Genomic DNA, 16,711 nt, shown 5'->3' with positions numbered 1-16,711 from the left:
GTTTTTCCTGTCAACGAGTTAGCAAATAACCCATTCAATATAAAGGATAAAAACTATTTTAGTAGGGTTATTAATAGATAAAAAAACGCTTTACAAGTGATATTGATAATGATTATCATTGCCGTGCATTCTAGGGAAGACAACCTTAGAGAAACGTCAGTCAAGTAGCTCATATTTGACTCACGCTATCCAAGGAGTCCTTTCGAGAAGGCACGACATTGCTCACATTGCTTCCAGTGTTTTTTTAGCCAGCTCGGGTGCTGGCTTTTTTTTTGCCTAAATTCGGCTGTGCTTCGAGTATCGCCTATGATTTTTGGGGATAAAAGCACGGTCGCTACTCCTCGATCAGTTACACTATTTACCATGTAAAACCTGCCATGTGAATGAAGGATATTTTCCATGGGTGTCAGCCAGATCGATTTAATTCTCTCCCTACTTCAACAGATGTGCGTGTATCTGGTTATCGCCTATTTGTTGAGTAAAACCCCGCTGTTTATCCCGCTGATGCAGGTCACTATTCGTTTGCCGCATAAGCTGGTGTGTTATCTCACCTTTTCGATGTTTTGCATCATGGGTACCTATTTTGGCCTGCACATCGATGATTCTATCGCTAATACCCGTGCCATAGGCGCCGTTTTAGGTGGGGTTCTTGGTGGTCCATCGGTGGGCTTTTTGGTGGGATTGACCGGCGGCCTGCATCGCTATTCGATGGGCGGCATGACGGCAATGGCCTGTATGATTTCCACGGTGGTGGAAGGCTTGGTCGGTGGGTTATTGCATCGCTATATGCTGAAAAATAATCGGTTAGATCTGCTGTTCCAGCCGTTGGTGATTGCTGCAATTACATTTTTGGCTGAGTGTTTCCAAATGCTGATCATTTTGATCGTGGCGCGCCCGTTCTGGGAGGCCGAAGAGCTGGTGGAAAATATTGCTTTGCCGATGATGATCACCAACACCGTCGGTGCGGCCATGTTTATGCAGATCTTGCTCGATCGGCGGGCGATCTTTGAAAAGTACACTTCGGCGTTCTCCTCAAAAGCCCTGCAAATTGCGGCTCGAGCTGAAGGTGTTATGCGGCAAGGTTTTAACCCACAAAACAGCATGAAAGTTGCCAAAGTGCTGTATGAAGAATTAGGGGTCGGCGCAGTGGCGATCACCGATCGTGAAAAGCTGTTGGCATTTATAGGCATTGGCGACGATCACCATTTAGTGGGGTCGCCCATTACCTCTCATCACACGCATCGTGCCATTGAGCTTGATCAGGTGGTCTATGCCGATGGCAACGAAGTGGCCTATCAGTGCTCGGTCACGCCGAACTGTAAGCTTGGCTCAACGCTGGTGATCCCGCTGCGCGGTGAAGATAACCGCGTGGTAGGCAGCATCAAACTGTATGAGCCGAAGAATAAGTTGTTCTCAAGCATTAACCGTACATTGGGTGAGGGTATTGCTCACTTACTTTCGGCGCAGATATTGGCGGGTAAATATGAGCAGCAGAAACAATTGCTGGCTCAGTCTGAGATCAAGTTGTTGCATGCGCAGGTGAATCCCCATTTTCTATTTAACGCGCTGAATACCTTATCGGCGGTGATCCGGCGTGATCCCGACCATGCCCGTAAGCTGGTGCTTTCGCTGTCGACGTTTTTCCGCAAAAATCTAAAACGCAGCAGCGACGAAGTGACGCTGGGTGATGAAATTGAACATGTAAAAGCTTATTTGGAAATTGAGAAAGCGCGTTTCTCCGATCATCTGATGATTGATTTTGATATTGACGAGTCCTTACTACACATACGCTTACCCGCGTTTTCGTTGCAGCCGATTGTGGAGAATGCGATTAAGCATGGCACGTCGCAGCTGTTTGGCGTTGGCGAGGTTCGTTTGCATAGCTGGAGGGAGGGCGACGATATTCTGATTAGCGTTGAAGATAATGCGGGTCTCTATCAGTCCAAACCACGCGGAGATGGCTTAGGCATGAACTTGGTTGATAGAAGGATTAAAGCTCGCTATGGCGATAGGTTTGGTGTGAGCGTGGAAAGCGAGGCTGATAAATTTACCCGTATTGTGATTCGGGTGCCGAAGGTGGTGGTCGAGGCGTGATAGTGACGGAATGGGAACCCTCTCCAACGAAGGAGAGGGCTAATCATTTACAGCACAAACTTCAGCATGCGACGCAGAGGTTCCGCAGCGCCCCACAGCAGCTGATCGCCCACGGTAAATGCAGAAAGGTACTGTGGTCCCATATTCAGCTTACGTAGGCGACCGACCGGCGTTGATAGCGTACCGGTGACGGCGGCAGGCGTTAGCTCGCGCATGCTAAGTTCGCGGTCATTCGGAACCACTTTGACCCAGTCGTTGTGGCTGGCCAGCATTTGCTCGATTTCAGGCAGGGAGACATCTTGTTTGAGCTTGATGGTGAAAGCTTGGCTATGGCAACGCAGAGCACCAACGCGCACGCACAAACCATCGACGGGAATGATCTCTTTGGTGGCTAAAATCTTGTTGGTTTCAGCCTGACCTTTCCACTCTTCTTTGCTCTGGCCATTATCCAGCGCTTTGTCGATCCAAGGAATTAGGCTACCCGCTAGCGGTACGCCGAAATTATCCGTTGGCAGTGTGCCGCTACGGCTTAGTTCGGTGACTTTACGTTCGATATCTAAAATGGCGGATGCTGGGTTTTGTAGCTCTTTGGCAACGCTGTTATGCAGCATACCCATTTGGCTGAGCAGCTCACGCATATGGCGTGCACCGCCGCCGGAGGCTGCCTGATAAGTCGCCACGGATACCCAATCGACCAAATTATTGGCAAATAGGCCGCCCAGAGACATCAACATCAGGCTTACGGTGCAGTTACCGCCCGCGAAGGTTTTAATACCTTTGTTGAGCGCATCATGAATCACATCGTGGTTAACCGGATCGAGGATAATAACCGAGTCCTCATTCATGCGCAGCGAAGACGCGGCATCAATCCAGTAACCTTGCCAGCCGCTGGCGCGCAGCTTAGGGTAAATCTCGTTGGTGTAATCGCCGCCCTGGCAGGTGATGATAATGTCCAACGCCTTCAATGCGTCGATATCATACGCATCTTGCAAGGTACCTTGCTGACCGGTAAAGGTTGGCGCAGGTTCACCGTGCTGAGATGTTGAGAAAAAAACCGGGCGAATGGCGTCAAAATCGCGTTCTTCAATCATGCGTTGCATGAGTACAGAGCCGACCATCCCGCGCCAACCGATAAAACCAACGTTTTTCATATGTAGTCCTGCCTTGGAGTTTTTATATTAAGAAATTAAAGCCGCCTGTCTGTGCGGTGGGGCTTGCCCCATTAACCAAACTTACAAAATGTGTGACGATGCGCAAGTGAATTTATTCGATATGGGAGAATGTATTCATGTGTGTAACTAATAATCACCTTTTTGGTTCATGTTCCGCCGACAATATGGTTATCACTCCCTGAACGAACGCTTTTATGCCACAATACGAAACAGCTATTTCTTGTGCGATTGCTCACAAAATTACCAAAGGACAATAACGGCTCCTATGCCTCCTCTGAACCAAAGCTGGTTACAGCGCGAGAACGAATTCGCCGCATTTACCACCGGTCCATTACTCGATTTCTGGCAACAACGTCAGGAAGAGGTTTTTATGGGCGTGGACGATGTTTCAATTCGGTTTGTCCGTTTTACGTCAAAACAGCATTCCCGTGTGGTACTGGTTTCGCCAGGGCGCATCGAAAGCTACATGAAGTATCCTGAACTCGCCTACGATCTGTTTCACAGCGGCTATGACGTGGTGATTGTCGATCATCGTGGACAGGGAAAATCAGGGCGAATGCTGGACGATCATCACCGTGGACACGTCGTTCGTTTTGATGATTACGTCGATGATCTAGAGATTCTCTGGCAGCAAGAAATTTTATCTAAACCCTACAAACAGCGTTTTGCGCTGGCCCACTCCATGGGCGGTGCGATACTCGCGCTGTTTTTGGCTCGCAGGCCGCAGGGCGTTACCGCCGCCGCGCTGTGTGCGCCTATGACGGGGATAAAATTGCCCATGCCGTTATGGGTTGCCAAACGGATTGCTGACTGGGCAGAACGCTATCCGAAAATGCGGGATAATTACGCATTAGGTACCGGCCATTGGCGCCCATTGCCTTTTATTGTTAATGAACTCACTCATAGTCGGGTTCGCTATCGTCGTTTTTTACGCTATTACGCTGATTACCCTGAATTACAGGTCGGCGGGCCGACTTACCACTGGGTGCGCGAGAGTATTCAGGCGGGAGAACGAGCCATCGCCAACGCTGAAAATATCACTGCGCCGCTGCTGTTATTACAAGCGGGTGATGATCGGGTCGTTGCCAACGCATCGCATTTTGCTTTTTGTCAGTCACTCACGAAAGCGGGGAATCCACCATACGGTGGGGCTCCCCATATTATTAAGGGCGCACGCCACGAGATCCTGTTTGAGCGGGACGCAATGCGCTCTGAGGCGTTAAATGCCATTTTGCATTTTTACGCTCTTCACTCCGATTCGTCGGCAGAAACTGCCGCCAACCCCAGCTGAGGTTAGAACACACTTTATGTACCACATTGTTGCTTCTGATATGGACGGCACCCTGCTGTCACCTGCACATACATTGACTCCGTTTGCCCGTGAAACTTTGCAACAGCTGACCCAGCTAGGGGTAAACTTTGTGTTTGCCACAGGCCGTCATCATATTGATATTGCACAGGTTAGAGACAGTTTAGGTATCAGCGCTTTCATGATCACGTCAAACGGTGCGCGTGTACATAACACCGCCGGTGAACTGATTTTCAGCCATAACGTAGATGAAGATATCGCCCGCGATCTTTATAACATCGTGCATAACGACCCAGACATTCTGACCAACGTCTATCGTAATGATGATTGGTTTATGAACCGTGAAAGCCCTGAGCAGAAAGAGTTTTTCCAAGAGTCCGTTTTCCACTATCAGCTGTTTGAACCGGCATTTTTACCTACAGACGGCATCTGTAAAGTCTACTTCACCAGCGATACTCATGAAAAACTGCTGCCGTTGGAAGAAGCTATCAATGCACGCTGGGGCGATCGCGTAAACGTCAGTTTCTCGCTGCCAACCTGCTTGGAAGTGATGGCGGGCGGCGTATCAAAAGGCCACGCGCTGGAATATGTGGCGAAGCTCTTGGGTTATACGCTTAAAGATTGCATCGCTTTCGGCGACGGCATGAACGATATGGAAATGCTATCGATGGCGGGTAAAGGCTGCATCATGCGCGATTCCCATCAGCGCCTGAAAGACGCGTTGCCAAATCTGGAAGTTATCGGCAGCAACGTTGACGATGCGGTGCCACATTATCTGCGGAAGATGTATTTGGAAGCATCTGCTGACTGACCCCGTCCCAACCTCCCCCTTGGCAGGGGGAGGAGCCGATCGAGATCCTTACGCATATCGCCGAACAGTTCCCTCTTTTGTGAAGGGGAGGGCTAGGGTGAGGTAAATATCATGACCCCCTCCCAACCTCCCCCTTGGCAGGGGGAGGAACCGATCGAGATCCTTACGAATATCGCCGGACAGTTCCCTCCCCTGTGAAGGGGAGGGTTAGGGTGGGGTCTGTCGCAAAGCCAGATTTTTTATCTCGTGCTCAAGCATCGCTAAAACACCATCGATATTCCCCATCACATCACTATTCCATATCCGAATTACGTGAATACCTAATGATTTTAAATAATCATCGCGAATGCGGTCATATTGGATGGCTTCTGTGTTGAAGTGGCTATTGCCGTCTAGCTCAATGGCCATGCATAAGCTGGCACAATAAAAATCAACGATGTAGCGACCAACTCCATGCTGACGTCTGAACTTAATGCCTAGCTGGCGATGTTTAAGCGCTGACCAGAGTTTTCGTTCTGGGTAGGTGAGGTTATGTCTTAAGTCTTTACGCAAATCGGTATGTTGTGGAACGTTAAATATTGAGTTTTTCGGCATACCCCCTCCCAACCTCCCCCTTCGCAGGGGGAGGAGCCGATCGTGATCCTTACGAATATAGCCGAACAGTTCCCGCTTTTGTGAAGGGGAGGGTTAGGGGGGGAAATATCAGTATTACGGACTGACCCTTTCCCAATCCTCGCCTTGTTGGGTGCGGGAGGAGCTGGTCGAGCTCTATTTCGTTTTCTCGTTTGTGAAGGGTTACGCTACGCCAGCTTTTACACCAAGAAAACAGTTCGGATAGATTTACAGAATGTTGTCACCAAGGATGGAGTTGAGCTCGCAGACTGGGCAATAAAAAACCCGCCATACATCGGCGGGTTTTTTTATGAAGAAAGAGAACGGGTGGGGTTTATTCCCCTGGGAACAGGAACGGGTTGATGCTGCTGCGCCCGAAGCCTTCTTCTTCCATTTTTGCATCGAGCACCAGCGTTGCTAAGTCGTCGGCAACGGGCTCAACTTTCGGGTCTTTTTCCTGATAAACCATTTTCAGGTAAGTTCCGCAATCCCCGCAGCTTTCTGCTTTGACAGCGGCATTTTCACTGTCGAGTGACCAGTAATTGAGATCGCGCGTTTGTTCACAGTTGGTGCATTTTACGCGTACTACGTGCCATTCGCTTTCGCACAGGTTGCAGTGCAAATAACGTAAGCCGTTGGTGGTACCCATGTGAATGACGCTGGCTACTGGCATGCTGCCGCATACCGGGCAGAATTGGCGATGTTCACCATATTCGGCTTTGGCTTTGCCCGGAATTTGGGTTGCCATTTGCGCCCAATATAAAGACAGCGCGGCCCAGATGAAGGGGGCTTTATCGCTACCGACGACACCGTAGTTACCGGCAAACAGATCCTTCGCCATGATTTCCAGCTCGGAATCAGATGTTTTAGATAGGTTCTCTAGCACCGGCTGAACATGCTCTGGCGCATCAGGCATCAGTTCGGCAATCAGCGCCTGCAACAGGGTGTGCCAGTGATGAGTGCGTGGGAAAATACTCGTATCCAGAGGCGGTTTGCCCATGGCGGCCGCGTTGGTTAGCGTTTGGGTTAAATCGATGGTTAATGGATTGTCGTGCAATGCTTTTTGCTGAGCATCAGCAATCGCCGCGGCAAAATTCAGGTAATCGCCCAGAGGATTATTTTCCGCAAGTTGACGCAGACGTTCCGCGCGGCGGGAATAGAGGCTCTTAAGGTTAGCAAACAGCACCGGAGGAATATTGTCTAAACCACCTGATTTTTCGCGTTCTGCACCTAGCTGTTCTTTTGGGACGATTTTAATGCTCATGAAATTGATCCAGTGTTAAGACCTCCTCTCGCGCTCCCCCTTATCAGGGGGAGATGCCAGCGCAAAACGACGCTGGCGTGTGGAGGAGATAAGGTTACTTCCGCTCTTGCTCTTTGGCTTTCACTTCTCGATACCAGCGCGGATGATGTTTTTTGGCCCATGCAGCAGGTACCCAGCCTTCGACCATCGCGGTGATCGTACCTTTCACCCACAGTGCCGCATAGATATGTACCATAATAACAATAATCAGCAGCACTGCGGCGAATGAATGCACCATCAGCGCCAAACGGATCACTGGAATGGAGAACGCATCGGCGAAATAAGGACGCCAAATCACGATGCCGCTGGCCAAAAGGAGGAGCAGGCTGCCGATGGCGGCCCAGAACACACACTTCTGCCCAAAGTTATAGCGACCGGTATCACCCACTTCTTCATTCATCGCGATCTTATGAATGTTTTTTGCCCATGTGATGTCTTCGCGATTGATCAGGTTATGCTTCCAATAGCGGAAGAACATGATCAGGAACGAAGCGAACATCACCACGCCAAAGAAGGGGTGCAGGATGCGTGCGAGCTGCGGCGTGCCAAAGACATTCATCAGCCAGTTAAACGAGGGGAAAAAGAACCCCAAGCCGCTGATGGACACCACAATAAAGCAGAACGCCACCACCCAGTGGTTAATCCGCTCTGGCGCTGAGTAACGCTGAATCGGCTTTTCCTTCTTCATTTGCGCTCCTCCTTATCGTGATCGTGCTGTTCGGTATCTGGCGGGATATCGTCGACTTTGCCATCCACTTCGTTTTCTTCCTCGTCGTGGACGCGGTTAGGGCCGACGCCGACGTAGTGGAAGATACTGGCGGCAAAGGTGGCCGCAAAGCCAATGGCGGCCAGCGGTTTCCAAACACCTTTCCAGAACTGCACGGTTGGGCTGATGGTTGGATCTTTCGGCAGGCCGTGGTAGAGCTCTGGCTTGTCGGCGTGGTGCAATACGTACATCACGTGAGTACCGCCGACGCCAGCAGGATCGTACAGCCCTGCATTCGCAAAACCCCGGGTTTGCAGCTCGGCAACACGCTCGGCGGCAAGGTTCTTCATCGCTTCTTTGGTGCCAAAATGAATGGCGCCGGTTGGGCAGGTTTTCACGCAGGCGGGCTCTTGTCCCACGGTTACGCGGTCGACGCACAGGGTGCATTTGTACACCCGATTGTCTTCCTTGTTCATGCGCGGCACGTCAAACGGGCAGCCTGCGATGCAGTAACCGCAGCCGATGCAGTGCTCTGACTGGAAATCGACAATGCCGTTGGCATACTGAATGATTGCGCCTTCCGATGGGCAGGCTTTTAGACAGCCCGGATCGGCGCAGTGCATGCAGCCATCTTTGCGGATAAGCCATTCCAGCTTGCCGTTTTCCTCAACTTCGGAAAAACGCATTACCGTCCACGATTTAGCGGTTAAATCGGCGGGGTTATCGTACACCCCGACGTTATGACCAACTTCATCACGGATGTCATTCCATTCGGAACAGCCCACCTGACAGGCTTTGCAGCCTATACAGGTGGTCACATCTATCAGCTTTGCCACTTCTTCCTGATGGTTACGCGCCTCGGGGGGCGGCGTCAGGGAATTGGTGGCAGAGCGCCGGATTATGTCCTGAGATTGATAAGCCATAATGCGTCTCCGTTACACCTTTTCCACATTGACCAGGAACGCCTTGAACTCTGGCGTTTGCGTGTTGGCATCACCGACAAACGGTGTCAGGGTATTGGCGATAAAGCCTTTCTTCGCCACGCCTTGGTAACCCCAGTGGATTGGAATACCGATGGTATCGATATCTTTACCGTCCACTTTCAGCGTGCGGATACGTTTGGTCACCACCGCCTTGGCTTTGATGTAGCCACGGTTGGAGCTGACTTTCACGGTATCGCCATGCTTGATACCTTTTTTCTCTGCCAGCGTTTCACCGATTTCGACAAACTGCTCAGGCTGAAGAATGGCGTTCAGCAGGGCATGTTTAGTCCAGTAGTGGAAATGCTCGGTCAGGCGGTAAGTAGTGCCCACGTAGGGGAACTTATCGGCTTTGCCCATGGCAGCCAGATCGTCTTTAAACACGCGAGCAGCAGGGTTAGACACCACGTTTGGATGCAGCGGGTTGGTTCCCAGCGGCGTTTCAAACGGCTCATAGTGTTCAGGGAACGGGCCCTCGGCCATTTTATCAATCGCAAACAGGCGTCCCATACCTTCCGGCTGCATGATGAACGGACCGACACCGCTGTTTGGCGCGGCGGTGCTGTAGTCAGGAATATCAATGCCTGACCATTTTGCGCCGTCCCACTCCAGCAACTGACGTTTTGGATCCCACGGTTTACCCGATGGATCGGCTGAAGCGCGGTTATACAGAATGCGGCGGTTCAGCGGCCATGCCCATGCCCAACCTAAAGTATTGCCTAAACCGGACGGATCGCTATTGTCACGGCGCGCCATCTGGTTACCTTCTGGCGTCCAGCTTCCGGCGAAGATCCAGCAGCCGCTTGAGGTGGTGCCGTCGTCACGCAGCTGAGCAAAGGAGCTAAGCTGTTGACCTTTTTTCACCAGAACAGCGCCGGTAGCTGGGTCAATCAAATCAGCCAGCGCTTTACCGTTGCTTTCCCTTGCCACTTCTTCCGGCGCAGGATTTTCTGGCGTGAGGTAATCCCACGTCATATTAAGGACTTGCTCAGGCACGGCGCCGCCGTCTTTGGCATACATTTCACGCAGGCGAAGGAAAATACCGGCCAGAATTTCACCGTCATTTAACGCTTCACCCGGGGCGTCTGCTCCTTTCCAATGCCATTGCAACCAGCGGCCAGAGTTCACGATAGAACCGTTTTCCTCGGCGAAGCAGGTTGAAGGCAAGCGGAAGACCTCTGTCTGGATCTGTGACGGATCAACGTCGTTGAATTCGTCATGGTTTTGCCAGAACGTCGAGGTTTCGGTGTTCAGAGGATCAATCGTCACCAAGAATTTCAGCTTGGAGAGTGATTTCACCACTTTGTTTTTGTTCGGGAACGAGGCCACCGGGTTAAAGCCTTGGCATAGATAGCCATTCACTTTGCCCTGCGACATCATTTCGAAATACTGCAGAACGTCGTAGCCTTTGTCCCACTTCGGCAGCCAATCAAAGCCCCAGTTATTTTCTTTCTGCGCTTTATCGCCGTAGAAAGATTTCATCAGGCTAACGAAGAACTTAGGCGTATTACCCCAGTAGTTTACCTGACCCGGTAACGTTGGTTTTGGCGTTGTCGCAGTGAGATAGGTTTGCAGATCGGCCTGTTTTTCTGACGGCAAATTGAGATAGCCCGGCAGGCTGGTGGACAGCAATCCTAAGTCGGTTAGACCTTGAATGTTGGAGTGACCGCGCAGGGCGTTAACGCCACCACCGGCCATCCCCATGTTGCCCAACAGCAGCTGGATCATCGCCATGGTGCGGATGTTTTGCGCACCGACGGAGTGCTGGGTCCAGCCCAAGGCATACAGGAACGAGGCTGTTTTATCAGCGGCGCTGGTTTCAGCGATATATTCGCAAACGGTGAGGAAATCGGCTTTTGGCGTGCCGCAGACGTTTTCCACCACTTCTGGCGTATAGCGGCTGACATGTTCGCGCAGCATATTCCACACACAGCGCGGATCTTGCAGTGTGTCATCGCGTTTGGCGAAGCCGTTTTCGTCGAGCTGATAGTTCCAGGTCGTTTTGTCGTAGGTACGTTTTTCTTCGTTATAGCCACTGAATAAACCGTCGTCGAAGGCATAGTCTTCGCGCACCAGCAGGCTGGCGTTGGTGTAGTTCTTAACGTATTCAGCGTTAATTTTGTTGTTGGTTATCAGATACAGCAATACGCCCGACAGGAAAGCAATGTCGGTACCGGAGCGGATCGGCGTGTAAAAGTCTGCCACCGAGGCAGTTCGGGTAAAGCGTGGATCGATAACGATCAGCTTAGCTTTGTTATGGATCTTGGCTTCCATCGCCCAGCGGAACCCAACGGGATGCGCTTCGGCGGCGTTGCCACCCATAACGACGATCAGGTTGGCATTTTTAATATCAACCCAATGGTTTGTCATCGCACCGCGACCAAATGTTGGAGCAAGACTTGCTACCGTTGGTCCGTGTCAGACGCGCGCTTGGTTATCCACGGCAAGCATGCCGAGGGCGCGACTAAATTTTTGGGTTAATAAACCTGTTTCGTTGCTCGATGCAGAGGCGCAGAGCATACCGGTCGAGAGCCAGCGGTTAACCGTGGTTCCCTGATCGTTGGTCGGAATAAAGTTGGCGTCACGGTCGGCTTTCATCAGCTTGGCGATGCGCTCAAAAGCATCGTCCCAAGTGAGGCGTTGCCATTTATCAGAGCCGGGAGCGCGGTATTCAGGGTATTTCAGACGAGATTCGCTGTGGATGAAATCCACCAGACCTGCGCCTTTCGGGCACAGAGCGCCACGGTTTACCGGATGATCCGGATCCCCTTCAATGTGGAAAATGCTCTCTTTTGCGTTTTTTGCGCCGTCGCCGAGGCTGTACATCAACAGCCCACAGCCGACAGAACAGTATGTACAGGTATTACGGGTTTCGCGTGCTCGCAGCAGTTTGTACTGCCGAGTTTCCGCGAGCGCTACCGCTGGAGCAAAGCCCAGCGCCGCCGCCGTGGTGCCTGCCATACCGCCAGCGCAGATCTTAAAGAACTGTCTTCTGCTGACCTGCATGGTGATCTCCTTCCTATCACATTGCTTCAAAAAGTGTGTTTTATTTGGTTTGTTTACAAATTCATCGTTAAACCCGCGCACGATTTTTCGATATGGCAGGTTTAGAGTCATAAGAACTTAACGGACTTGCTCACTCTTAGCGGCGAGCGGAGTCGCTTTGTGCTTAAATACTACCACATGAATCCTGTGGTTGTTACAGGTAGGTATCAAAGACGTGAATAAGATGAGTTTTTTAAATAATAATCCAGTTAATGGCGTTCGCCAGACCATGGTGCAACAACGTGGGCAGCTGCACAGTTCTCAGCCTGACTGGGTGGCGGAAGAGGTCCCGGTTGCGCTGGTGTATAACGGCATCTCTCACGTGGTGATGATGGCGTCGCCGAAGGATTTTGAGGCCTTCGCGCTCGGATTTTCGCTTTCAGAAGGCATTATTCGTACCCCGCAGGATATCTACGGTATGGACGTGGTGCCAGCCTGCAACGGCGTGGAGGTGCAAATTGAGCTTTCAAGCCGCTGTTTTATGGCACTCAAAGAGCGTCGACGTTCGATGGCTGGGCGAACCGGCTGTGGCGTGTGTGGCGTTGAGCAGATCACCGACGTCGTTCGTCCGCTAGAGCCATTGCCGTTTACCCAAACGTTTGATCTACAAAATCTGGATCAGGCATTGCGCCAGCTGCGTAGCGTGCAACAAATCGGCGATCTCACCGGTTGTACTCATGCTGCTGCGTGGATTGATCCGCAAGGTGAATTGCTCGGAGGCTGCGAGGACATCGGCCGCCATGTGGCGCTGGATAAACTGTTGGGCATACGTGCCAAGCAGCCGTGGACGCAAGGTGCGGTATTGGTTTCCAGCCGAGCAAGCTATGAAATGGTACAAAAGGCGGCGATGTGCGGTGTCGAAATTTTGTTTGCCGTCTCGGCAGCGACCACGCTGGCGATCGATGTTGCCGAAAAATGCAATCTCACGCTGGTTGGTTTTAGTAAACCAGGGCGTGGCACGGTATTTACTCACCCGCAGCGGCTGAGGTAGTTTGCGGAGCGCTGCGCAGAAGTCACGCTAGAGCGGTGCTTTGAAGGCAATTGCTGTATAAAATAACCAGCGTTTTATACTCAAACATGGCAAGGAACATCAGATGCGTCAACAATACCGGTTAGAAAGCATAACACTGCGCGATGTTGGCGTGTTTGAGCATACCCATTTTGATTTTCCACAGATCAAAAGCGAAGAAAAAGACGCTGAGAAAGCGGAAATCCATATTTTCACCGGCCCAAATGGCTGTGGGAAAAGTACTCTGCTGTATGCGTTGGCTGCGGTGTTTCAGCCTGATCCTAATGATGGTGGAAGGCTTGTTAGAAAACGCTATCGTGGTGAAAATAGCAGCATTAGATTTATTTTTTACCAAGAGCAGGGCGTATTTGGTGTGCAAAATATGGCATCTCCTGATTCTGTTCAGCAAATATACAATACTGATAGTTTCTACTATGCGGTGACTAATGGCGTACGTAGTGTGTTGTGGCGTAACGTTAGCTATTTTAATCATAGCCAAGAATATTCAACAAAGAAGTTTGATTTTGCTGCTTTTGCATATTCTGGTAATCGTGATATGCAATCTTCCTTTAATGTTTCTGCAATTCAAAATATTACTAACTCGCCTTTTGAGAGTTCATTGTCTTTTGGGCAAACAGTGCGACCACAGGTGTTAACTCAATGGATTGCTAATAATAGAACTCAGGCTGCGCTTGCGCGCGCTGATGGGGAGGTTTTAGAAGCAGAACATTATGATTTAGCATTATTACGTATTAGCCAGTTTATTCGTAATATCTGCTCCTTAGATGTATCGTTTCAACTTAAGCGTTTACCGCTCGAAGTTATTATCAATATGGACGGTTTGAAAGTAACTTTTGATGCTTTGCCTGAAGGGCTTAAGTCTATAATTTGTTGGATTTCTGATTTAGCTCTCCGCCTTGAATCTATTCCTTGGCAAGAAAATCGCGATATCTTTTCCCAGCCAATTATCTTATTCCTCGACGAAGTTGATATTCATCTGCACCCTAAATGGCAGCGCCGAATTCTTCCTGCCATTCAAAAACTGCTACCAAATGCTCAAGTGTTTGTCTCAACTCACTCACCTTTTGTAGTGGGCTCCGTTGAGGATGCCTTTGTTTACCGCCTGCCAGATCCTCAGAGAACGGTATGTAGAGATCCTGCATCGGCAGAGGTGATAACGCCAACGCCGTCTGCTGCAGGTAAAAGCTATCAGCTGATTTTAGATGAAGTGTTTGGCATTGAAGAGCAATTTGACGTTGAAACTGAAGCGTTGCTTGAAAAATTCTATCAGCTAAAAAAGGCTTATTTATCCAATCCACAAGATGATAGCCAGCTCGTTGCATTGGCGGCAGAATTAAGCAGCAAAGGCTCTGAAGTTGCAACTATTGTGAGCATGGAGCTGCGTCAAATAACGCGGTTGGTGAAGAAAGGTTAAATACCAAGTATGTATAAGTTTATCCGCAGTGAGTGCCCTGAGTACTTAGCCTTATGTTGGGAGTCACTCACTGCTCAACACCGTCAAGCCAAAGAAAATAACCCTAAACATAAGTTTGATTGGTATGCGGGTTTCAAATATGGCACGACACTAGACATACTATTCACAATGAATGTCGGTCATTGTGCGTTTTGTGACGGTGGCGGAATTGGCGAACAAAGCCGTAAGACCATTGAACATTTTAAGCCTAAAAGCCTTTTCCCAGATTTAGCTTATAAGTGGGAAAACCTTTACCCGTGTTGCGATCAATGCCAAAGCCAAAAGCGGGAGCGATTTGATCCTGACTTGCTCATTGCCGACGATATCGCTTATCAATTTGATGGCTACTTCATGCTCGATTACCGCACTGGCGCTATTGAGCCCTCCGCGGCAGTTGATTCTAATCATCAGAGACGTGCACAGGTCACCATTGAGCACTACGGGCTAAACTTACCAGAAAGGAAAAGAGGGCGATTGCGAGAACTGCAACACTATCAACGCCGAGACAAGGACGTAAGCCAACTTGATGATTTTAGCTATCGTTACTTTTTGCAGGATTACACTGATTAATAAATTCTATTTATGTGACTATAGCCTTGTATTCTAGCTATCGCTATGTTGCTGTCTTTTGACTTCAGGCATCGGAGTGTTTAGAAGCCATGAGGATTGTCTACTTTGCCTCGAAGAGCCAAAAGTACGATCGCCGTCACTTTGCGTTGTGCACTTATCCAAAAAATAAAACTTTTACTCTCTATCTTCTAGGCAATAGCACATACCTTCGGTTTGATTAATCCCTTACTATTAAAGCACCAATATATTGGTGAATATTACTCTTATAAAATACGTATATAAACGATAGAACATCTTGGGGAATAACAATGGAAGACCTACTGAGTTGGTATGGCGCCCTAATAGGGCTGTTTGTCGCAATATTTCTTATTCTAAAAAAATTCAATCCGGTATATTCATTATTTTTTGGCGCGATTGTTGGCTGTTTAATTGGTGGCGCTGATTTAAGTAAAACTATAAGCATTATTATTACCGGTACCCAAAGCGTGATGGGGACGGTTATTCGCGTCTTAGCCGCAGGTGTATTAGCGGGTGTGATGATGCAGTCGGGTGCTGCGGGTACGATTGCGCAGGCTATCGTTAAAAAAATGGGTGAGAAAAAAGCGATTCTTGCGCTTGCCCTAGCAACGATGGTGATCACCGCCGTTGGCGTATTTATCCCTGTTGCGGTGCTTATTGTGGCACCTATCGCGTTGGAAGTCGGCAATAAGATGGGGATCTCAAAGCTGGCACTGTTGCTGGCGCTCTCCGGTGGCGGTAAGGCAGGGAACATTATCTCGCCAAACCCAAACACGATAGCCGCAGCAAATGGTTTTCATATTAGCCTGAGCGATGTAATGATTGGCGGCTTTATTCCTGCACTTTTTGGGCTCGCGATGACCGTTATTGTTGCTTCCATGATTAAACATCGTGGGGTGATGGTCACAGATAAAGAAGCTAATTTAATTTCGTCTAAAACAGAGGGTGACGACCAAACAAGACCACCGTTGAATAAAGCTATTATTACTCCGGTGATTGCAATTGTATTATTGATGGTGAACCCGATTGGTTCTATTCTTAATATTGACGCATTATCTCACTTTAAGCTCGATGCATTATATGTTCTGCCGTTTGCCGGTATTGTTGGCATGATAGCGATGGGACAAAAAAATAAAATAATATCCTATACAACCTCTGGCGTTGAAAAAATGACGGCGACGGTATTAATTCTGATTGGTGCGGGTGCGATTGCCGGGCTAATTGGTGCGTCAAACCTTTCAATGGAAGTTGTTAAATTAATCGATATTTCGGGCATTTCAGGCACTTTCTTAGCGCCAATATCAGGGATCCTCATGGCTGCCGCCACGGCTTCAACGTCAACCGGCGTCATTTTAGCAACAGGTACCTTCGGGACCGCCATTTCGCAGGTAGGGCTATCTCCATTGGCCTCTGCGGTGATGGTTCATACGGGTGCTACCGTCATTGACTCTTTACCACAAGGCAACTATTTCCACGTTACCGCAGACAGCATGCATATGTCGATTAGACAGCGTATGGCATTAATCCCTTATGAAGCGATGGTGGGCGGAACAATGACGATTGTGGCAACAATTATGTATGGGTTCATCTAAGGGAATAACCATGAAA

General features: G+C 49.6%; 13 protein-coding genes. 7 read left to right on the top strand and 6 right to left on the bottom strand.

The features are described from left to right. Positions 1–399 precede the first annotated feature (399 nt). Entirely contained in the window at positions 400–2,094 is a 1,695-nt protein-coding gene (locus U0008_RS20550) for a sensor histidine kinase (RefSeq protein ID WP_043489585.1), read from the top strand. A gap of 47 nt (positions 2,095–2,141) precedes the next feature. Here U0008_RS20550 and asd read toward each other — a convergent pair whose 3' ends face one another. After that, complete coding sequence (asd, locus tag U0008_RS20545) at positions 2,142–3,245, bottom strand: aspartate-semialdehyde dehydrogenase (RefSeq protein ID WP_025799443.1); 1,104 nt, start codon at positions 3,243–3,245, stop codon at positions 2,142–2,144. Between the two features lie 286 nt (positions 3,246–3,531). On the opposite strand from asd, the gene pldB reads away from it, so the two are divergent. Both pldB and yigL read left to right on the top strand, forming a co-directional pair. Beyond that, the gene (pldB, locus tag U0008_RS20540) at positions 3,532–4,557 is read left to right on the top strand and encodes a lysophospholipase L2 (RefSeq protein ID WP_043489582.1); all 1,026 of its coding nucleotides are present in this window, start codon (positions 3,532–3,534) and stop codon (positions 4,555–4,557) included. Between the two features lie 16 nt (positions 4,558–4,573). After that, positions 4,574–5,386 (top strand): sugar/pyridoxal phosphate phosphatase YigL, encoded by an 813-nt coding sequence (gene yigL / locus U0008_RS20535; RefSeq protein ID WP_043489581.1) that lies wholly within the window; start codon positions 4,574–4,576, stop codon positions 5,384–5,386. A gap of 207 nt (positions 5,387–5,593) precedes the next feature. On the opposite strand, the gene U0008_RS20530 is transcribed toward yigL, so the two are convergent. The 5 genes from U0008_RS20530 to fdnG form a co-directional block, all read right to left on the bottom strand. Further along, a complete protein-coding gene (locus tag U0008_RS20530) occupies positions 5,594–5,980 on the bottom strand; it encodes an endonuclease domain-containing protein (protein ID WP_043489534.1) in 387 nt (128 codons plus the stop codon). A 352-nt stretch (positions 5,981–6,332) separates the two neighbouring features. Continuing rightward, positions 6,333–7,262 (bottom strand): formate dehydrogenase accessory protein FdhE, encoded by a 930-nt coding sequence (gene fdhE / locus U0008_RS20525; protein ID WP_025799437.1) that lies wholly within the window; start codon positions 7,260–7,262, stop codon positions 6,333–6,335. Between the two features lie 94 nt (positions 7,263–7,356). Continuing rightward, complete coding sequence (gene fdoI, locus U0008_RS20520; protein ID WP_025799436.1) at positions 7,357–7,989, bottom strand: formate dehydrogenase cytochrome b556 subunit; 633 nt, start codon at positions 7,987–7,989, stop codon at positions 7,357–7,359. Beyond that, the gene (fdxH, locus tag U0008_RS20515; RefSeq protein WP_025799435.1) at positions 7,986–8,930 is read right to left on the bottom strand and encodes a formate dehydrogenase subunit beta; all 945 of its coding nucleotides are present in this window, start codon (positions 8,928–8,930) and stop codon (positions 7,986–7,988) included. Before fdxH ends, fdoI begins: the two co-directional genes overlap by 4 nt. A 12-nt stretch (positions 8,931–8,942) precedes the next feature. Next, positions 8,943–11,993 carry a formate dehydrogenase-N subunit alpha gene (fdnG, locus tag U0008_RS20510; protein ID WP_121626087.1) on the bottom strand — a complete coding sequence of 1,017 codons (3,051 nt, stop codon included), beginning with the start codon at positions 11,991–11,993 and terminating at the stop codon, positions 8,943–8,945. A gap of 223 nt (positions 11,994–12,216) precedes the next feature. Between fdnG and fdhD the strand changes: the two genes are divergently transcribed. The 4 genes from fdhD (at position 12,217) to U0008_RS20490 (ending at position 16,695) form a co-directional block, all read left to right on the top strand. Further along, entirely contained in the window at positions 12,217–13,023 is an 807-nt protein-coding gene (fdhD, locus tag U0008_RS20505; protein WP_043489568.1) for a formate dehydrogenase accessory sulfurtransferase FdhD, read from the top strand. Between the two features lie 103 nt (positions 13,024–13,126). Continuing rightward, on the top strand, positions 13,127–14,476 hold the full coding sequence (locus U0008_RS20500; protein WP_043489526.1) for an AAA family ATPase: 1,350 nt from the start codon (positions 13,127–13,129) through the stop codon (positions 14,474–14,476). Positions 14,477–14,485: 9 nt separating this feature from the next. Continuing rightward, entirely contained in the window at positions 14,486–15,085 is a 600-nt protein-coding gene (locus U0008_RS20495; RefSeq protein WP_043489524.1) for an HNH endonuclease family protein, read from the top strand. 308 nt (positions 15,086–15,393) lie between these two features. Continuing rightward, a complete protein-coding gene (locus U0008_RS20490) occupies positions 15,394–16,695 on the top strand; it encodes a GntP family permease (RefSeq protein WP_043489521.1) in 1,302 nt (433 codons plus the stop codon). The last annotated feature ends 16 nt before the right edge of the window (positions 16,696–16,711 follow it).

It is taken from the genome of Hafnia alvei (genome assembly GCF_034424155.1).
In the GTDB taxonomy this organism is placed as follows: Bacteria; Pseudomonadota; Gammaproteobacteria; order Enterobacterales; family Enterobacteriaceae; genus Hafnia; species Hafnia alvei.
Note: the sequence above shows the minus strand (reverse complement) of the source record. Positions and strands in the feature narration are given on the sequence as shown.